Below are 16622 nucleotides of genomic sequence, written 5' to 3' on the forward strand. Positions count from 1 at the left end.
TTTCGGCGAGCCTCCTCGGCGCTTGCGCCTGCGGGGTCTCCCCTGAACCATACTCCCACAGGAGTCTTCGTGCCTTCCGCTCCAATCAACAGGGTGTAAAAATCTACACTCTTCTTTTACACAGTCTTCATTTAAAAATCTATCACTAATTTTCCTGATTTAGCTCTTGATACACAGGTCAATATCACATTTTGGGCACTCTTTTGTTCTTCACTTAAAAAAGAATCATAATGATCGACTATACCATCAAAAACTTTCAATTCGCAGGTTCCGCAGCGTCCCACCCGACAAGAAAAGGGTGCTTGAATTCCTGCTTCTAACAAGGCATCCAAAAATGTCTGGTCTTTTTCAACATGAATCACTTCTCCACGAGTGAGTTGAGCTTGAAAGGATGCGGCATTCTTAGGTCGGGGTGGTGCAAACCGTTCATGATGGATGCTCGACCTCGGATAATCAAATCGAACCGCTGCTTCTGTTAAGTCTGTCATAAATGAATCCGGCCCACAGAAATAGACATGTGTTCCAATTCGATGCTCCAAAAGTGTGGTTTCCTGCAGTCGCTTCGCCTCATTTCCTTTTGAAAAATAAAAATGAGATTGATGTGGGAAATTAGCCTGTAAAAAATCATAAAAGGCGCAAAGCTCTTTTGATCTTGCTGCATAGTGCAGTTCAAACGAAGACCCTTGATCCTTTAGCTCCAGCATCATAGAAATAAAGGGCGTTACACCAATTCCTGCTGCATAAAACACATGATGCTTTGCCTTAAAGCTTAATGGAAAATGGTTCCTAGGATAACTGACCCTAACCGTATCCCCTACTTTTACCTCGTGATGCCAATAAAGTGAGCCTCCAGTGGAGGTTTCACTTAAGCGGATGGCAATCTGATAGCTGTCCATTGTATCTGGATGATTTGTTAACGAATAATTTCTTTCCTTTCCATCGATATATGTAGTTATATGTGAACCTGCACTAAAGGCTGGTAACGAAGTCTCTTCCACTGGGGCCAGTGTAAAACGTTTCACCTGTGGGGTTTCTTGAATGATGGATTTCACATAGACAGGAATTGTTTTTTCTTTAAGCATAACAGCCTCTTCTTTCATAGTTTCGCGACATACCCAAGAAAGGCATCGCGAAGTTGAGAGTAATGATCAGAAACCTCCAGTAATAACCCACAATGATCACAGTTTCGTTCAGGCTGGCCCTTTTCCAAAACAGAGATTCCATGACACCTGCAGCAAAAAACCTTAATCTGCTCTTTTCCATAGCCTATATACTGTGCCTCCTCTTCCGAAAATCCCGCATCCTCAGCCAGCTGTTTCAATTTTTTTAAAACATTCCACTCTGCTGTGGCATAGAGGAAGCTCCCCATTTTCTGCACTCTGAGCCATTCTGAAGAAAGGATGGGATTCCAATTATCTTTAACTATCTGAATCTCGTAGCTTATATTTCCATCTTTAACAACATCTATCAATGGCTGTAACAACTTTATGCCCTCTTCATCCGCACAAAATAAATAGTGGCGCTTTCCAGGTACAAGTGTTATATTCCCGCTCACAAAGCTTTCCTACTTTCCACCTGTTCTCTTAAATACTCTAGGACTGCACCCCTGAATAGGGAGAGCCCTTTATACTCGACTATATAAGGCGGCAATTCCTGAAGGATTTGATAGAACTGATTTAGCCATTCAGGTTTAGCTTCTAATTTTTCCAAAGGAAGTAGGTGGGTATGGATGGTAAAAAGAATTCCTCCTGTTCGAGGCAAACGGAATAATTTCTGGACCTCCACACGGAGATGAACAAACTCCCCTGCATTTTCCTTTGTAACTTGTTTTCTCCCCTTTCCCCAAACATCAAAGGTTTCAAGGGAGGTATCTAGTCGGTTCCCAGCCATTAAGGACCAGTTTTTACGCCACCATGGATTCCCTGGTTCCAGCTTCAGTAAGAATTGAAGAATCCGTTCATCAAGTTCTTCGTCTTTAAAGCCCGGGATCGGCTGATGAATCTCTTTAAAGTTCATTCCCAAATCGAAGGCCAAAGACCAATTGGCAGGGAAACAGAGCTGGCCAGCATCTAGAAATAAATCGTTATCTCGCTGCATCATAAAGATCAAGTCTTCTTGGACATGTCTGCCAATATAGTTAAGCGGCTCACATGGTAAAGTGGACTCATCTCCAAAAATGAAGCTTTGCTTTTCTTGTAAAAGGTGATTAGTAAACGTCCAGTTATCACCTTTTTTATCTAATCCAAATTTGTCTGGATAATGGGTTCCTAGATGCTCCATCACTAAATCTAGGATTTCCCACTGACCTTTTATCGTATGCCGCAGGGATTGAAAACAACGTTCAGGGTGGGCTGTAAGAAGTTCACGCTTAAGCTCGATTTCCTCTGGATAACTTTGGGTAATCTCAATACTAATCGGATGATTCATTGGTACTGAGTTATTAGAATAGCGATATACATCTTCTTTAAATGGATATGGAAATGAATCCAAACCATCACTCTGCTTCATAAAACCATCCCTTTACTGAAAATTCTTTATTTTCATTTTAATAAAAATGGACCATAAAAGGGAATAGGTAAAATTGAAAGCTCAGAAACTATTAAATTAATTATTTGAAACAGCTAAAAAAAAATAAAAGCGCCTCGTTCACGATATTCCTGAATGAGACGCTTTTTGTATTAATATTGCTGTTCTTCACTTTCAACATTTACTTTGTTCTCGTACCAGTTCGTTACTTGTGTAAGGATAGCAAAGACAAAAAAGAAATTCATTGCCCAAACGTTAATAAAAGGGGCTAAGCCGCCAAATTCAATGGTTTCATACCCTTTTAACTTCATCACGATCATCGACTCAATAAAAATTAAAACAAAACCAATTACTCCCGCTACTGCCGCTCTAATCACATTTGTTTCCTCCTTAAAATTAGTTTTCCTCTATTGGAATACAAACCACTATGTATTTTTGACAATTCCGTGAACATCCTTACTCCCATTATATTGCATATTTCTAACATTCAAAAGCCCAATATAAAAATAAAAAGGTGTCAGGAACCATGTGAAAATTTCACATGGTTCCTGACACCGATTATTTTAAAACTTTACTACCATATCCCATGATGTTCCGTCTACACCTATCTGTTTAAAGCCAAACTTTTGATAGAGGTGAAGAGCCGGATTGTTGGGGTCTACGCTTAAAGAGACCGCGCTAAATCCTGATTCTCTAGTTACTTTTAGCATCTCTCCGAGAAGCGCTTTGCCGATTCCTTTTCCTCTGTGCTCAGGAAGAAGGGCCATTCCTAATAAAGGAGTTTTTTCATCCACATAGCCATAGGTCTTATTCGTGTCATTAAATAAGCGAACCCATACTGCACCAATGGGAGTATGGTCGGAATCCATCGCAATCAATGCGGAGTCCCCCTCACGTCCCCAGCCTTCCATGGCTTGAGCGATATGTGGTTCCCTCAAAATATCTCTCGAAGGTCGAGGTTCTCCTTCGGGAATAAAAATGGCTTGGTATAACATTTCCCAAAGGAATTCTTCATCTTCTTTTACGCCAGGTCTAATTTGATATTCGTTCAAGTGCATCCCCCTTTTCTACTTCTTTTTGATTAATCAGATTCAATACGTGCTTTAAGCGTAAGTCTCCCATTGAAGATAATTTTAGGCAATAACCTGTGAACTCTAAATGGGCTGTAACAGAATTAGGGACAACTACGCAGTTTAATCCAGCCGCTCTAGCCGCTTTTAGTCCATTTAAAGAATCTTCAAAAGCAAACGCATCCGTCACAGCAACACCTAATGCTTCAACCGCTTTTACATATAATTCAGGATCCGGTTTAACCCTAGACACATCATCCCTCGTTCGAATCACATCAAAATACGGAAAAATAGTCAGCTTTTTTAAGTAGCTCTCAACCCACTCTCGGCTCGAGCTTGATGCTAAGCCAATTTTCAAACCTAATTCCTTGGCCTCCATTAAATAATCCACTACTCCGTCCCTCAAAGCAGGCTCACCCATTTTTACAGTAAAAAGCTCATGGGCTTCATCTTTTATGACAACGGATTCTACTGGTGAAGGAAGGTTTTTCTCAATATAAGAATATAAGTCCGCATCATCGGTTCCTATCACTCTTGCAAACTGTTCGACCGATAATTCTAACCCATGGTTATTTAAAACCTCTTTAAAAGTCTCGTACCAAACTGTCTCCGTATCAACAATCAATCCATCAAAATCAAATACTACTGCTTTCATTAGCAATCACCTCTCTAGTGTTAAACGTAAAAAATTAAAAAAAGTTTCAATGTGTAGCAAATGTAAGGTTTATAGCAAGTCCTAATAGAACGAGTCCAGTAATTCCTTCCATTACTAGTAAGACTCTTGGGCCTGTCATCCATTCTTTCTAACTATTCATTACTTAGTGTTACACTCTCCTGGAACATGATGACACCCCTTTTTATTCAGTCGATCGCTCTTCTTGTATTAACATAATATTCCTTTTTCCTTTCAGCAAAAAAAAGAGCGTATATGCTCTTTTTGTGTTGAAGCCTATTTTATTTGTATTTTCGATTCTCCCTTAATCCATGAAGGGAAGAAGCTAAGTTCAAGGGAGATTGGATTTATAACTTTTTGTAACTCAGGAATTCGGAGCCCAAACTCGATTACTCGTTCATCTCCTCCTCTAGATGACATCGATGTTTCAGGGACCTCGACTACATTTCCCTTCCTGTCTTTTGCTTCACCGAACGGAGTATAGTGAAACTCATTCTTTGTTTGCATAGTTATCACGACTTGGTCGCCATCTACTATTAAATCGCTGAAAATATTCTCTTTTGGCTGTTTGAGAATTTGTTTCGTCTGCGTATCAATCACAACCATGGCCTCTTCTTTATTAACTGCCTGAATTTTATTCAAAGCTAGATACAATTCTTTTGGCTCTCGGAAGTAATTACTCTGCAAGTAAATGATGGATTCATCATCAGAAATTTTACTCGCTGACACTCCATTGGCAATTTTATTCCATACTTCCCCATTTTCATCAACCAACCGTAAATCATCAAAATTTAATATCTTTTTTGTGTTGGAAGGATCCATTTTGATGTGAACGGCTACCCTTAGTGGATAAATGGTTGCATCTAAGAAAGTAATTTTTTGTCCCTCAACGGTAACTGTTTTGTTTAGCTGATAGGTTATCTTCTCTTTTATTTCTTTTTTTAGCTGAAAAGGAAGAATAAACTCTTTAGTCTTTGAATCCTTTTTTATTTTCACTGCTAGTACCAGCTCTTTGGACTCAAGGGGGTGCTTCAAATCAATTTCAAAGGTACCAGTAGAAATCGATTTACCGTTACCATCAGTATGGATCTCTCCTGCAGAGCTTGATATTGAACCCCAATCCACTGATTTCCCGTCTCCATAGTGTAACCGTGGTCCCTCCATGTAGAACTCCGTGTCGTTATCGGATTCTATGGAATAAAATAATAACAGACCATTTTCATCTGTAATAGCTCCATCAATTGTAACCGTTAATCCATTTATTTCTTTCGAAACGCCTAATTTTTCATAATAGTCATTTTCAACTGCCAGCATCTTCCCTTTGTCATTACGGATCAACTCGACCAATTTTTCCATCCCGGGGATCACAGTAATATAATTGGCGAAAGCAGGCGATAGGCGAATAGAGGAGAAAAAAACTAAGAGAATAATAGCAGCCAAACCCATGCTAAAGACCCATCTTTTCTTGAGCGGTTTCCTATGTTTCTCAGCCTTCGCTTTCATAAATCCATTTAGGATGGCTTCATCTAACAACTCCAATGGAGATTCAATATTGTCGTATGAATTTTTATAGTTTGTCAGTTGGCTTTCTTCCTTTTCATACATGCAAATCACCGCCCTTGTCTTCTAATTTATTGCGAAGTGCCTTTAAGGCTTTATTAAGCCAGGTCTTAACCGTTCCTTCTGGACATTTCATGGTATGGGCTATGTCCTTTATTTTCATGTCATTAAAATATTTTAGTGTCAGTACTTCTCGAGAACGCTCATCTAAATCCAACATGGCATCCTTTAATTCCATTCCAGTATGGCTCTCTGTTTTCCCTTGATGGATAAATGCATCATCCCCTAAAATTACCCGTTTGTTCTTTTTTACCTGATCATTACAATAGTTAATCATAATCCGAATAAGCCATGTTTTGAAATAAGCTATATCTCTGACTGAGCTCATGCTTTTATAGGCTCGATATGTAACTTCCTGAATGGCCTCTAGCGCCTCATCTTCATTTTTTAAGAATGAAAGTGCCGTTTTATATAAATCTATCTTATAAGTCTGAATCAGCTTTAAAAAAGCTGTATCATCCCCTTTAATAGCAGCCTTAACTAATTGTTCATCTGCACTCAAGCTCTTGCCCCCTCACGTTCTGATACATTTAAATATTAGACTAAGGAGGAGGAAAAAAGTTTTTATTTTAGTAAAAAAAGTGAAAAAGGAGTGGAATTCTACAAAAGAGGGAAGTAATTCTACAAAATTTTAATTAATTCTACAAAATCAAGGAGTAATTCTACAAAATTTCAACTTATTCTACAAATTCAGGAGAGAATTCTACAAAAATTGGAAATCCTCTTCCAATCCACTAAGAATCCATAAAAAAACTCGCCAAATGGCGAGCCGCAATTGATGATTAGAATTCTTGTTCTAAGATTTTCTGTGGCCAGGATAGTAGCCGCTATGCCCATGGTGATAACCATGCCCTGGAATGTAAGTGCCGTGCCCATGGTGATAGCCATGTCCTGGATAGTAACCACCGTGCCCATGATGATAGCCTTGTCCTGGATAGTATCCACCGTGCCCATGGTGATAACCCTGTCCTGGATAATAGGTGCCATGGCCATGATGATTGCCTTGGCCTGGATTATAACCGCCTTGGCCATGCTGGTAACCTTGTTGTGGATATTGTCTTTCCATTTTTGAACGCCTCCTTGCTTGTCATTGGAATATTGTATGTCTCCAATGACAGAGAGGCTTAGATGCTTGCCCTTTTTATCCATATTTATTTTGGAAAAGCTAAACCATAATCCCGCATGTACCCTGTTCTTTTTACAATCTAGCCTGGTCCCTTACTTTTAACAATAGCTTTGTAACCCAGAAAGCAATAAACACGATCACAAGGTCTATGAGGAAAAGATAAAATTGGTTCATTCCCTTTTTAAATTCCACTAACCCAAGATATCTCTCAAGGGATGCAAAGCCAAAAGCAAACACTGCACTTAATAAAATTGTATAAAAAAAGAAGTTTTTCTTATGATTGTTACAATACTGATAAAGTAACAAGAAGCCAACAGGTAATACTGATGCAGTCACATTTGTCGCATTCGGTAAAGCTGGAAGTAAAAAATATTTATGAACAAAGAACCCACTATGTCCAAGTGCAATATCCGCATACGCCCATAGGATATGTACGGTGTATCCAAAGAAAAATATTTCAAATATCCTCTTCCTATCAACTGTAAATACCAGCAGGATTAAGGGAAAGAGAAGTAAAACAAGTACCAGCCAGAACTGCCAGTTTCCAAAGTCGGAATATTGATTCCAGTAAGAAGAATACGCTGAATGTAACTCCACCTTTTTTTCAACTATTCGCTCCCAATGCTGCTTGTAATCCACGTGCTGTACCTCCAACCTTAGACGATATATTCCACTTAGGTTCCACAATAATCCAATTTATATACATCCTTCAAATTCTCTCTACTTTTTTCTCAGTATTTGGTATTTTAGAACTATAGAAATAAAATAAGGCAGGGGAGCTAATTGATTACTAATTTCCATGAATACGACCATCATTTTTTTATGCAGGAAGCCCTAAAGGAAGCAGAAGAAGCGGGGAAACGCGGAGATCGGCCCATTGGCGCCGTTATTGTTCACAATGGCACTATCATTTCTAGAGGATCAAATAGAATTAATACCAAGGATAGTGAGCTAGAGCATGCAGAAATTAATGCCATGAATGCATGTGCTTCCTATTTACGAAAACATGCCCGTGAATGTATTTTATATACAACCGTGGAACCTTGTATCATGTGTTTATCCACTATAGTGCTTGTAAATATCCGTAACGTTGTTTTTGCAGTAGAGGATAAATATATGGAGATGGCTCAATTTATTGACTCAAGCACATACATTAAGAAACGATTACATCATTACCTTGGCGGAGTATTAGCAGAAGAATCATCCCAAATCCTGAAGACCCACTCCCCCTTTATGGCGGAAATCGTTTTGAAGGGTAAAATCCCTTCCTGAAATCTTCACAACATCCACATAACTTTACTATAAGTTCTACACAAGTTTTCTTTATGATAAGAGTATCTTAATTAGGAAATGGTTCGAAGAGCTCATTTCTTAAAACTTCCCATAATTTGATTGGTGCCTGACACCAATCTATTTTTTTTGCAAAAAACCTCTCGCTAAGATTTAATCAGTTGGCCTTACGTTTTCCGGTAGAAATCTCCACAACTTCCACATAACTTCCCCCTAAGTTCTACACAAGTTTTCTTTATGATAAAAGTAACTTAATTAGGAAATAAGTTCGAGAAACTCATTTCTTAAAACTTCCCATTTTGGATTGGTGCCTGACACCAATCTATTTTTTTGCAAAAAATAGGAGGCTGACTACAACGAGCAAGTCAGCCTCCTATTAAAATATATTTCTAGTAAACGCCTACTTGTGACCAAGCAGAGGCAACGGCATTATATTGTGAACTGCCTGTACCATATAAATCTGCTGCTGCTGCAAGAAGTGCAGCACGGGCACTGCTAAAGTTACTCGTTGGAGTGAGATACACAGTAAGTGCGCGGTAATAAATTTTTTCTGCAACAGAAGTACCAAGGCTTGAAATTGTTAAGTAAGCCGCTTTGTTTGGAATACCACTGTTTGTATGAACTCCTCCGTTATCAGAAGTAGTGTTAACGTAACCGCTCATATTCTCAGGCTGTCCATAAAGGCTAGGATTCGATAGGCTTCGAAGGGCATCGCCTGCTTTATTTGGTGTGTATACATCCTCACCGATTAAATAATCACCTTTGTCCATGAATACTCCAAATGTATCGGAAATGGACTCATTCAATGCTCCAGATTGATATTGATATTCTAGACCTGCGGTTCTTTCTGTTACCGCATGTGTTAACTCATGTCCTACGACATCTAGTGCACCTGACAATGATCTAAAGGTTGTCCCATCACCGTCACCATAAACCATTTGTGCTCCATTCCAGAAGGCATTATTATAATTTCTGCTGTAGTGAACACTTGAACGAATGGTTGCCCCATTGTTATCAAAGCTGTTACGATTAAACGTATTTTTATAATAATCGTAAACAACACCTGCATAATAGTGCGCATCCACGTCTGCACGTTGTGATGTTGCGTTAAAATTATTATCTGCATCAACAGAATAACTACCAGGTAAACGTGTTAAATTCTTCGCAGTATATGTTTCAATGACACCTGACATTGGTTTAGTTACATCGTATAAATAGTAAGTACCACTAGAATAATAGGTATTCAGTGTTTTTGTATCACCAAGAACGCCAACCCCTGTACCTGCATCATTAACAGCATTATAGGAATCTAGTACATTTCCATTCACAGCATCTACATAAACTACCCAGTTTGCAGGGTAAGGCTGAATGAATTGAAGATTGGTTTTATAGGCAAGATAAAAGTCATTTGCTTTTTTATAAACAACTAATTCCGTTTTTTCAACTGTATCTTCAAATTTCTTACCCATTGGACCTGCTTCTGCGTTTGTTAGTGTATCTTCTTTAGTTAACTTAATAGATTTCCAAGCCTGGTTAAGTGCTGCGTCCTTAGAAAGCTGAGCTTTCAGTGCACCCTTGAAATAGGAAGAAGCCTCCGGGAACACGTCTCCATTCACCGCAGTTACAATTCCATTTTTATCTGTATGCACTTTAAACTTTGCCCCGTCAACCGGAACTCCTTGTACTGATTGAACAAAATTGTAATGCGTGCTGCCCAGCTCGTCCTTCTGAACATCTAGTAATGTCAAATCTTTATCGGAATCTAATTTATATAAACTTTTATTTTCTTTTAAAAATTGCTTTACTGCAGCTTTGTCTTTATACGCTTTAGTAGATAATTTTCCATGAACGAAGGATGGAACAGCTTGTCCCTTTTTCCAGTTTACTTTAGCATCTTTACCAAATTGGCTTGCATCCTTCGTTACTGTAACATTGTACGGAACCGACTGCGCTGCGGCAGTAATAGGTACCACAGTCCCCATAGTTAATCCCAATGCCAAAACAAGTGATGTACGTTTCTTCATAATCCCAGCCTCCTAATAATTTTATTTGTTTAGAATTTTCAAAATTATCATATCACGGAGAAAACGAATGCAAAATTGGGAAAAAAGCGGCGGATTCGGTGTCAGGCACCAATAGTTAATTACATCTACACAGTAAAAATCCCAACACCTGTTTCATTTATGGCATTGGGAAAAATTATGTTTATATTTTTGAAGTCTATTACTCACCCCGTTAAAAATAGGTGGAAAGGCCCTGAAAAAAGAGAGTTACTAGGCTACAATATTAAGAATAAATTGGATAATCTGGTAGATTAACAGCCCGATGATAACAAGCACAGAGATGGATGCAAAGATTCTTTTAGGCTTCCGGTACCATTTTGGCAATTGTGTGATTTGTTTAGGAGATTGGAAACCTTGGACAATATCGCCATGTTTGATTGCATCATTAAAAGGGGCTCTTTCATCTAGTAAAACCTGCTTGGCCTCATTTTTTTCACATTGGCGGGATTCATTTTTAGATAGATCATTGGAAGAGTTGTTCATTGTCCAACACTCCTTTTACTTTAAGGTAGGCGTACGTTTCGTTTCACTTATTATAACATTATATTACTAGTATTTACCATTTTGCTAATTATCCGCGTATCTAAGCCCCGTAACCACCGAAAATTCAGTTCAACGGGCACTAGTCACCCGCAACTCCATTAACAAAGGACTGTCAAAATGACAGCCCCTGATCTAAACATGATCCACCCATACCAAAGTATGTTTGAAACATGTATTTTGCGCTTATCTCAAGTCAATTTTTATTGAATTTAATTCGATTGGCATATTTGCACCCATCCGGGTTATGAAGGACAAAATTTAGTTGTATACAAGAAAATTGTCCTTTATCTGCCTACTTCCCCTTTATTATTTTCCCTCGGTCATCTGCCTGTGGAGGTTCCTCCATCCAGCCATGTTTTATCAAAATATTTGCCCCATCTTCTGCATATAAAGCTATTTCAGGAATTAAGGAGGCATATTTCATACCAACATCTCGTCTTGGACTTGCGGCCATGGCCATCCCGTAATTTCCTACCCCAGCAGCAATCATTCCAGCGACATTAAACATGATCAATTTATCCGAAAAGGCAGGAATAGTCGAATCTGTTAAAGCCGAATCCCAACTCATTGGAATCGGCAAATCCTCTTTTCTTAAAAAATCACTAAAGATGTCGACATGCTTTTGGGCAACCTCCATTCCCCTCATTAAATATTGCTTTACTTCTTTTCTTTGTGCAATCTGTGCATACCCTGTTATTAGTGTTTTCCCAATAGCATTCGTTTGGACATTTATAAATAAATGAGTAATTTCCACAGACGTTAAGGGTCTCTTATGACCCAAAAATCCTGCTAAAAAATGCTGTTTTTTTATAAAGTCCACTCTATCGGGAACTGATATGTATGGTGGTCTTATATAGGTACCTTGTTTAAGCATTAAGTCTCTTGTAAGGTCCTGAAGCTTGACTCCAATCTTTAGGACCCTTTTATGCAGCTCAACCATATCCGGACGTGTTGCAACACCCAACGCTGCACTGCTTGCTGCCATTGCAAGTATAGACATATGTCTTAAAAACATTAACACAAAGGTATCTGAAAAGAGCCTTGGCGCTTTGGGATCGACATCTTGATCTGTAAAACCAACGGGGATAGGGAAAGACTCTTTAATAAAGATACCCTCCATAATAGCAATATTTCCTTCCGCTGAGTTCAGGACAAATTCAATAATTGGACGGACTTCTTCATCTTCGACTTTTTCTAAAAAATATTTATTTATGCAGACAGTAATCGTATCGTTTAAATATTGCGCCCACAGTCCAGACATTTCCGCAGCCGTCAAATGTATCCTAGTTTTATCTTCCATGTTAATACCCTCAGTTTCATTTTCCATTAGTATCCACAATAGATGGAAAATTTATGATTCTACAAAAAATAAATGTAAAAAAACAGCTATCTATGACAGCTGTTCACCTTTTACAACTATATCCAGTTTCTACGCTGCGGACCGCACGTAAAGGAGCTCCTAACCTTCATAAAGTCGTACATAAGTGCTGCTTTTCTTCCCTTATCCGTCTGTCTATTTCTTTTATCATAAAGACAATCCATAAATTCACGATCACATTGACAGCTGTCTCTTCCCCTACTAAGGCAGCGATCATGGCGCATGCAACACGCATCAACATCATTTATCGGTTCACCTGGTCCACTACATCCGGGCCCACACCATCTATATTCCTTAAATAGACAAAATGAAAACGGTCCACTACTTCTTCTATTTTGCAAAACACTCACCCCCAAACACTTCATGTGTTTATCCAACTAAAACTATATCAATATACAAATAGTATATGGGGGTATTAAAAAAAAGTGAGCTAGCAAAAGCCCGTACCAAAGACTCTCCATCAATAATAAATCCATATAAAATGAAAAGCCCCTATTTTTTTGAATAGAGGCTTCTATACATAGTTACATATACTTACTTTATTTTTACCAGTATTCTTAGATTGATACAAACCTTCATCTGCTCTGTTTAATAACGAATCGATGTTATCCTCAAGCTCTGACTCGGCCACCCCAAAGCTTGCAGTTAACCGGCCGACACCTTGAAACTCGTGCTCTTCCACTTTTTCTCTTAAGTAGTCTGCAAGGGCTACAGCATTATGTCCTAAAACATCGGAGATCACAATAAATTCTTCTCCTCCCCAACGACCCAAAAGGTCACGTGGGGAAAGATTTTCTTTTATCAGTTCAGCTAACTCAACTAAAACAGAGTCACCAATTTTATGACCAAACAGATCATTGACCTTCTTAAAATAGTCAATATCAAAGAAAATAATAGAAAAACTCATGTGCATTTCCCTAGAATCACTCAATTTTTGCTCCAGCCATTCATCAATCTGATGACGGTTAGCAATTCCAGTTAATGAGTCTAAATAGGCATGTTTTTTAAACAATTCCATTTTTGCATAGGCCCTAAACATATGTTGTGCGTAAAAAAGGACAATAATATAGACCACATTAGCAAAATAGAATTGCATTAATGAATCAATGGATTCTGCGGAAAGTTTGTTTATTACCACCACTCCACCCAATAAGGTAATCAGGAAAATCCCTATAGAGTAGTACAGTCCTCTTCTAATCCCTAGTGTTAAAAAAATAAACATGATAATAATAGGCATCCAGACAATAAAATCGCCTAAAGAACCATTAATTTTCAACATGTAATTGTAAATGGTATCAAAAAAAGTTGTTACATGATAGACACTTACTAACGCTAAATTAGATAACTCGCTAAATCGCACAAACCTTTTTTTATACACTAAGACCCAGCTGACTGCAAACCATATAGTCATTGTGTTATTGATAATAAAACTAAGTTTGTCCGATGCATCGACATTTTGAATAATAGTATTCAATATGAGGGCAATCAGAATACATGGGATCACCCACAGATATACACTTCTCTTAAGATCACCAAGTGATTCATATTGTTTTGACATCGGATTTCATCTCCCCAACTAATCCTTTTGATTAGTCCAGCCATAACTCGCAAAAAAACGGAGAATTTTTTCGAAAAATGCTCATTCTATACAACTATTCTATACGATTATTAGTCATTATTATATAGCTTTATTGACCTATGATTGTAGTATTTTTGTCCATTTTGTCAGATAAAGAGATATTATTATCGTTCGAATAACCCTTGCCATTTTTAACAAAAATAAGGCTGACTCTTTATGGGCCAGTCAAGAATTATGCATCTTTTTCTTTTATTTTTAAACACTCTTTGAAAAATTTATCAGGCTCTTCAAAATTCAAAAGGTGCGCAGAGTTTTCAAACCAAATAAATTCTTTATACGGTGCTTCCAACAGCTCAAAATATTGCTTTGCCAATGAAGAAGGCACTTGATAATCATGTTTGCCCGCAAAGATAAAAACAGGTACTTCTAAGCTAGGGACCGATGTTCGAAAATCAATCTTCAGCAATTGAGGCCAAATGGTTTCTAAGGATAATTTTCCTGCTTTCATGTAGGTAAACCAATCTTTAAGTGTATACTCTGTTCCAAATAACATATTGGAATAAACAAGATTATACAGACCCACACCCACTATCGAACCTCCGAATGCCGACAGCCATTTCCCTTTTACATCGAGAAATTTCATATCAGCAGGATTAAACGCAATTCCTTCTAAATCCTTTAGCGCCTTTGTTTTTCTCTGTTCAATAGCCTTTTTCAATGTAAACTCATATGAGAGCTTTTCACCCTCTTGGAAATCCACTACCTGCCCAATTCCTATGTAACTATGAATATAGTCCGGTTTTTTTTGCGCAGCTAATGTCCCCAAGACCGAGCCCCATGAATGCCCAACTAAAAATAACTTCGATTGCTGGAAGCGATTTAATAAATACTCCATTAGCTCAATCGTATCATTGAGGATATTCTCAACAGTCAACTCTTCTTTTTTTGTATCAGAAGAAAACGATAATCCCGAGCCTCGTTGATCCCAGTTGACGACAATAAATTCTTTTTCAAGCTCCCGTTGAAACTTAGGGGCAAAACCAATTTGGGCCGATCCTGGTCCTCCATGTAAAAAAAGCATAATAGGATTGGCAATATTTTCTCCTCTTAGCAAAATCGTTTGCTTGACTCCGCCAATCACAACTTCCTCTATTTCTGCAATGGATTCAAAATCACTAACAATTTTTTTCGTTTTTCGTGTAAACATCTTGACCCCTCCAAGGGTTATTAAACTAATTTACTCTGACATATCCATTATATCCCAAAAATATTATACAGCTTAAATACAATTAATCATATAAAAATAATGCAGGAATTGAAATTTATGGTAAATTTAAGTTTATAAGATTTAAAGAAATGGTTGGTGACAAACATGTTAGAAAAATTCCTTGTTCACATGTCAGCGTTTCAGCAAGAAAGAATGGTTAGAGTATACCTTCCGAAAAACTATGAAACAGAAACTAAACAGTATCCTGTGTTATACATGCACGATGGTCAGTATGTTTTTGAAGATGAAAGTGCTATTAAAGGGGTATCCTTAGGAATGAAGGATTACTTAGATGCAAGTGGATTACAGATTATCGTTGTAGGAATTGACTTAAATACCGAAGTAAAAGGACGGATTAACGAGTACTGCCCATGGGTGAATGGTGAAACAAGCAGAAAAATATTAGGTTATGCTGATCCATCCGGCGGTAGAGGGGACGACTATCTTGATTTCATCGTCAAGGAACTTAAGCCCTTGATAGACAGTAATTACCGAACACTAGTGGACCATACTTCGATGGCGGGGATTTCGTTAGGAGCTATCCTATCCACTTATGCAGCCTGCAAGTACCCACATATTTTTAAAAGAATAGCTGCCATATCCCCTGGCTTTTATCGAAACCAGGAGGAAATTGAAAATTTGTTAAGGAAATCAGACTTGTCAGCCATCGAGAGATTCTACATGGACTTAGGGAAAAAAGAAGTGGGCGATGATGCAGAAATGAATCGAGTTTTCCTTGATCTTACCAATAGTGTATATGAGATTTTAAAAGATAAGGTGGAGGACATCAGCTTTCAATTAATCGAAGATGCACAGCATAGTTATACTTTCTTTAGAAAAAGAATTCCTACTATCCTTTCTTATTTATTTTCAGATTTATAATCAGATACTTGTGACACAAAAGAACGGTATGGCTTTTGATTCGCCACACAGTTCTTTTTAAAATGGTTTTAAGATCATTAGAGCAATAATAATTAAAAAGATTAGATTTTCTAGGTGTTCATATCGGAAAAGAACTTTAGCTAGCCGCCAATATTCTTCAGGAATTTCTTCGCCATTATGCGATTCGAGTAAAGCTTTGACTGGTTTTGACCTTGGAGACAGAACAAGCGGGCCAATCGCAAGAGCTGCTAAGAAGAGAGTAAGGCTTATAACATACCATCCCATCTTGAACAAGCTTGGATTTAAGAGTCCCATCGCTATTCCAGTAATCAGTAAAAGGGTTCCTCCTACCATAACAAATATATGAAGTTTATGCCTAATCTTATATGAATGCCTTAATTCGGTCATGTTTTTGCCCGATTTAACAACAGTTGTTAAAATAAACCCAGGTCCCATTCCCAAAATAGCTGAAAAAATATGAATGAACACAATTACTTTGTATAGAGAAACCACTGGTGCTCAACCTCCCATTTCCTGCATGCTCCCATTTTACCATAAACTACTCTTCTTCAATCTTATATATTACGATTTGGCATAGTTTTTAC

General features: G+C 38.0%; 19 protein-coding genes. 2 read left to right on the forward strand and 17 right to left on the reverse strand.

Features of this window, described 5'->3' with window-relative positions:
* Positions 1-131 precede the first annotated feature (131 nt).
* The 10 genes from RCG25_RS22535 to RCG25_RS22580 form a co-directional block, all read right to left on the reverse strand.
* The gene (locus RCG25_RS22535; RefSeq protein WP_308081051.1) at positions 132-1082 is read right to left on the reverse strand and encodes a PDR/VanB family oxidoreductase; all 951 of its coding nucleotides are present in this window, start codon (positions 1080-1082) and stop codon (positions 132-134) included.
* A 14-nt stretch (positions 1083-1096) separates the two neighbouring features.
* Positions 1097-1555 (reverse strand): hypothetical protein, encoded by a 459-nt coding sequence (locus RCG25_RS22540; RefSeq protein ID WP_308081052.1) that lies wholly within the window; start codon positions 1553-1555, stop codon positions 1097-1099.
* On the reverse strand, positions 1552-2508 hold the full coding sequence (locus RCG25_RS22545) for a heme-dependent oxidative N-demethylase family protein (protein ID WP_308081053.1): 957 nt from the start codon (positions 2506-2508) through the stop codon (positions 1552-1554). The genes RCG25_RS22540 and RCG25_RS22545 overlap by 4 nt, the downstream gene beginning before the upstream one ends.
* A gap of 170 nt (positions 2509-2678) precedes the next feature.
* Positions 2679-2903, reverse strand: a complete 225-nt coding sequence (locus RCG25_RS22550; RefSeq protein WP_308081054.1) for a hypothetical protein — start codon at positions 2901-2903, stop codon at positions 2679-2681.
* A 186-nt stretch (positions 2904-3089) separates the two neighbouring features.
* Positions 3090-3578: a GNAT family N-acetyltransferase gene (locus RCG25_RS22555; RefSeq protein ID WP_308081055.1), complete on the reverse strand. Its 489-nt coding sequence runs from the start codon at positions 3576-3578 to the stop codon at positions 3090-3092.
* On the reverse strand, positions 3559-4251 hold the full coding sequence (locus RCG25_RS22560; RefSeq protein WP_308081056.1) for an HAD family hydrolase: 693 nt from the start codon (positions 4249-4251) through the stop codon (positions 3559-3561). Before RCG25_RS22560 ends, RCG25_RS22555 begins: the two co-directional genes overlap by 20 nt.
* A gap of 294 nt (positions 4252-4545) precedes the next feature.
* Positions 4546-5874: a DUF4179 domain-containing protein gene (locus RCG25_RS22565; protein WP_308081057.1), complete on the reverse strand. Its 1329-nt coding sequence runs from the start codon at positions 5872-5874 to the stop codon at positions 4546-4548.
* Positions 5867-6391 (reverse strand): sigma-70 family RNA polymerase sigma factor, encoded by a 525-nt coding sequence (locus RCG25_RS22570; protein ID WP_308081058.1) that lies wholly within the window; start codon positions 6389-6391, stop codon positions 5867-5869. The genes RCG25_RS22565 and RCG25_RS22570 overlap by 8 nt, the downstream gene beginning before the upstream one ends.
* A gap of 294 nt (positions 6392-6685) precedes the next feature.
* The gene (locus RCG25_RS22575) at positions 6686-6955 is read right to left on the reverse strand and encodes a hypothetical protein (protein ID WP_308081059.1); all 270 of its coding nucleotides are present in this window, start codon (positions 6953-6955) and stop codon (positions 6686-6688) included.
* Positions 6956-7087: 132 nt separating this feature from the next.
* Positions 7088-7654, reverse strand: a complete 567-nt coding sequence (locus RCG25_RS22580) for a hypothetical protein (protein ID WP_308081060.1) — start codon at positions 7652-7654, stop codon at positions 7088-7090.
* Between the two features lie 144 nt (positions 7655-7798).
* Between RCG25_RS22580 and RCG25_RS22585 the strand changes: the two genes are divergently transcribed.
* Positions 7799-8287: a nucleoside deaminase gene (locus RCG25_RS22585; RefSeq protein WP_308081061.1), complete on the forward strand. Its 489-nt coding sequence runs from the start codon at positions 7799-7801 to the stop codon at positions 8285-8287.
* A 407-nt stretch (positions 8288-8694) separates the two neighbouring features.
* On the opposite strand, the gene RCG25_RS22590 is transcribed toward RCG25_RS22585, so the two are convergent.
* The 6 genes from RCG25_RS22590 to RCG25_RS22615 form a co-directional block, all read right to left on the reverse strand.
* A complete protein-coding gene (locus tag RCG25_RS22590; protein WP_308081062.1) occupies positions 8695-10329 on the reverse strand; it encodes a M4 family metallopeptidase in 1635 nt (544 codons plus the stop codon).
* A 249-nt stretch (positions 10330-10578) separates the two neighbouring features.
* Positions 10579-10851, reverse strand: coding sequence for a hypothetical protein (locus RCG25_RS22595; protein ID WP_308081063.1), 273 nt, complete (start codon positions 10849-10851; stop codon positions 10579-10581).
* Between the two features lie 352 nt (positions 10852-11203).
* On the reverse strand, positions 11204-12211 hold the full coding sequence (locus tag RCG25_RS22600; RefSeq protein WP_308081064.1) for a DUF3231 family protein: 1008 nt from the start codon (positions 12209-12211) through the stop codon (positions 11204-11206).
* A gap of 166 nt (positions 12212-12377) precedes the next feature.
* Positions 12378-12533 carry a hypothetical protein gene (locus tag RCG25_RS22605; RefSeq protein ID WP_308081065.1) on the reverse strand — a complete coding sequence of 52 codons (156 nt, stop codon included), beginning with the start codon at positions 12531-12533 and terminating at the stop codon, positions 12378-12380.
* A 270-nt stretch (positions 12534-12803) separates the two neighbouring features.
* On the reverse strand, positions 12804-13847 hold the full coding sequence (locus tag RCG25_RS22610; protein ID WP_308081066.1) for a GGDEF domain-containing protein: 1044 nt from the start codon (positions 13845-13847) through the stop codon (positions 12804-12806).
* A gap of 253 nt (positions 13848-14100) precedes the next feature.
* Positions 14101-15075, reverse strand: a complete 975-nt coding sequence (locus RCG25_RS22615; protein WP_308081067.1) for an alpha/beta fold hydrolase — start codon at positions 15073-15075, stop codon at positions 14101-14103.
* A gap of 165 nt (positions 15076-15240) precedes the next feature.
* Between RCG25_RS22615 and RCG25_RS22620 the strand changes: the two genes are divergently transcribed.
* Positions 15241-16017, forward strand: a complete 777-nt coding sequence (locus tag RCG25_RS22620; RefSeq protein ID WP_308081068.1) for an alpha/beta hydrolase — start codon at positions 15241-15243, stop codon at positions 16015-16017.
* 57 nt (positions 16018-16074) lie between these two features.
* Here the strand turns inward: RCG25_RS22620 and RCG25_RS22625 are convergent, their stop codons facing one another.
* Positions 16075-16530, reverse strand: a complete 456-nt coding sequence (locus tag RCG25_RS22625) for a DUF2269 family protein (protein ID WP_308081069.1) — start codon at positions 16528-16530, stop codon at positions 16075-16077.
* Positions 16531-16622: the final 92 nt, after the last annotated feature.

This window comes from Neobacillus sp. PS2-9, assembly GCF_030915525.1.
GTDB lineage: Bacteria > Bacillota > Bacilli > Bacillales > Cytobacillaceae > Neobacillus.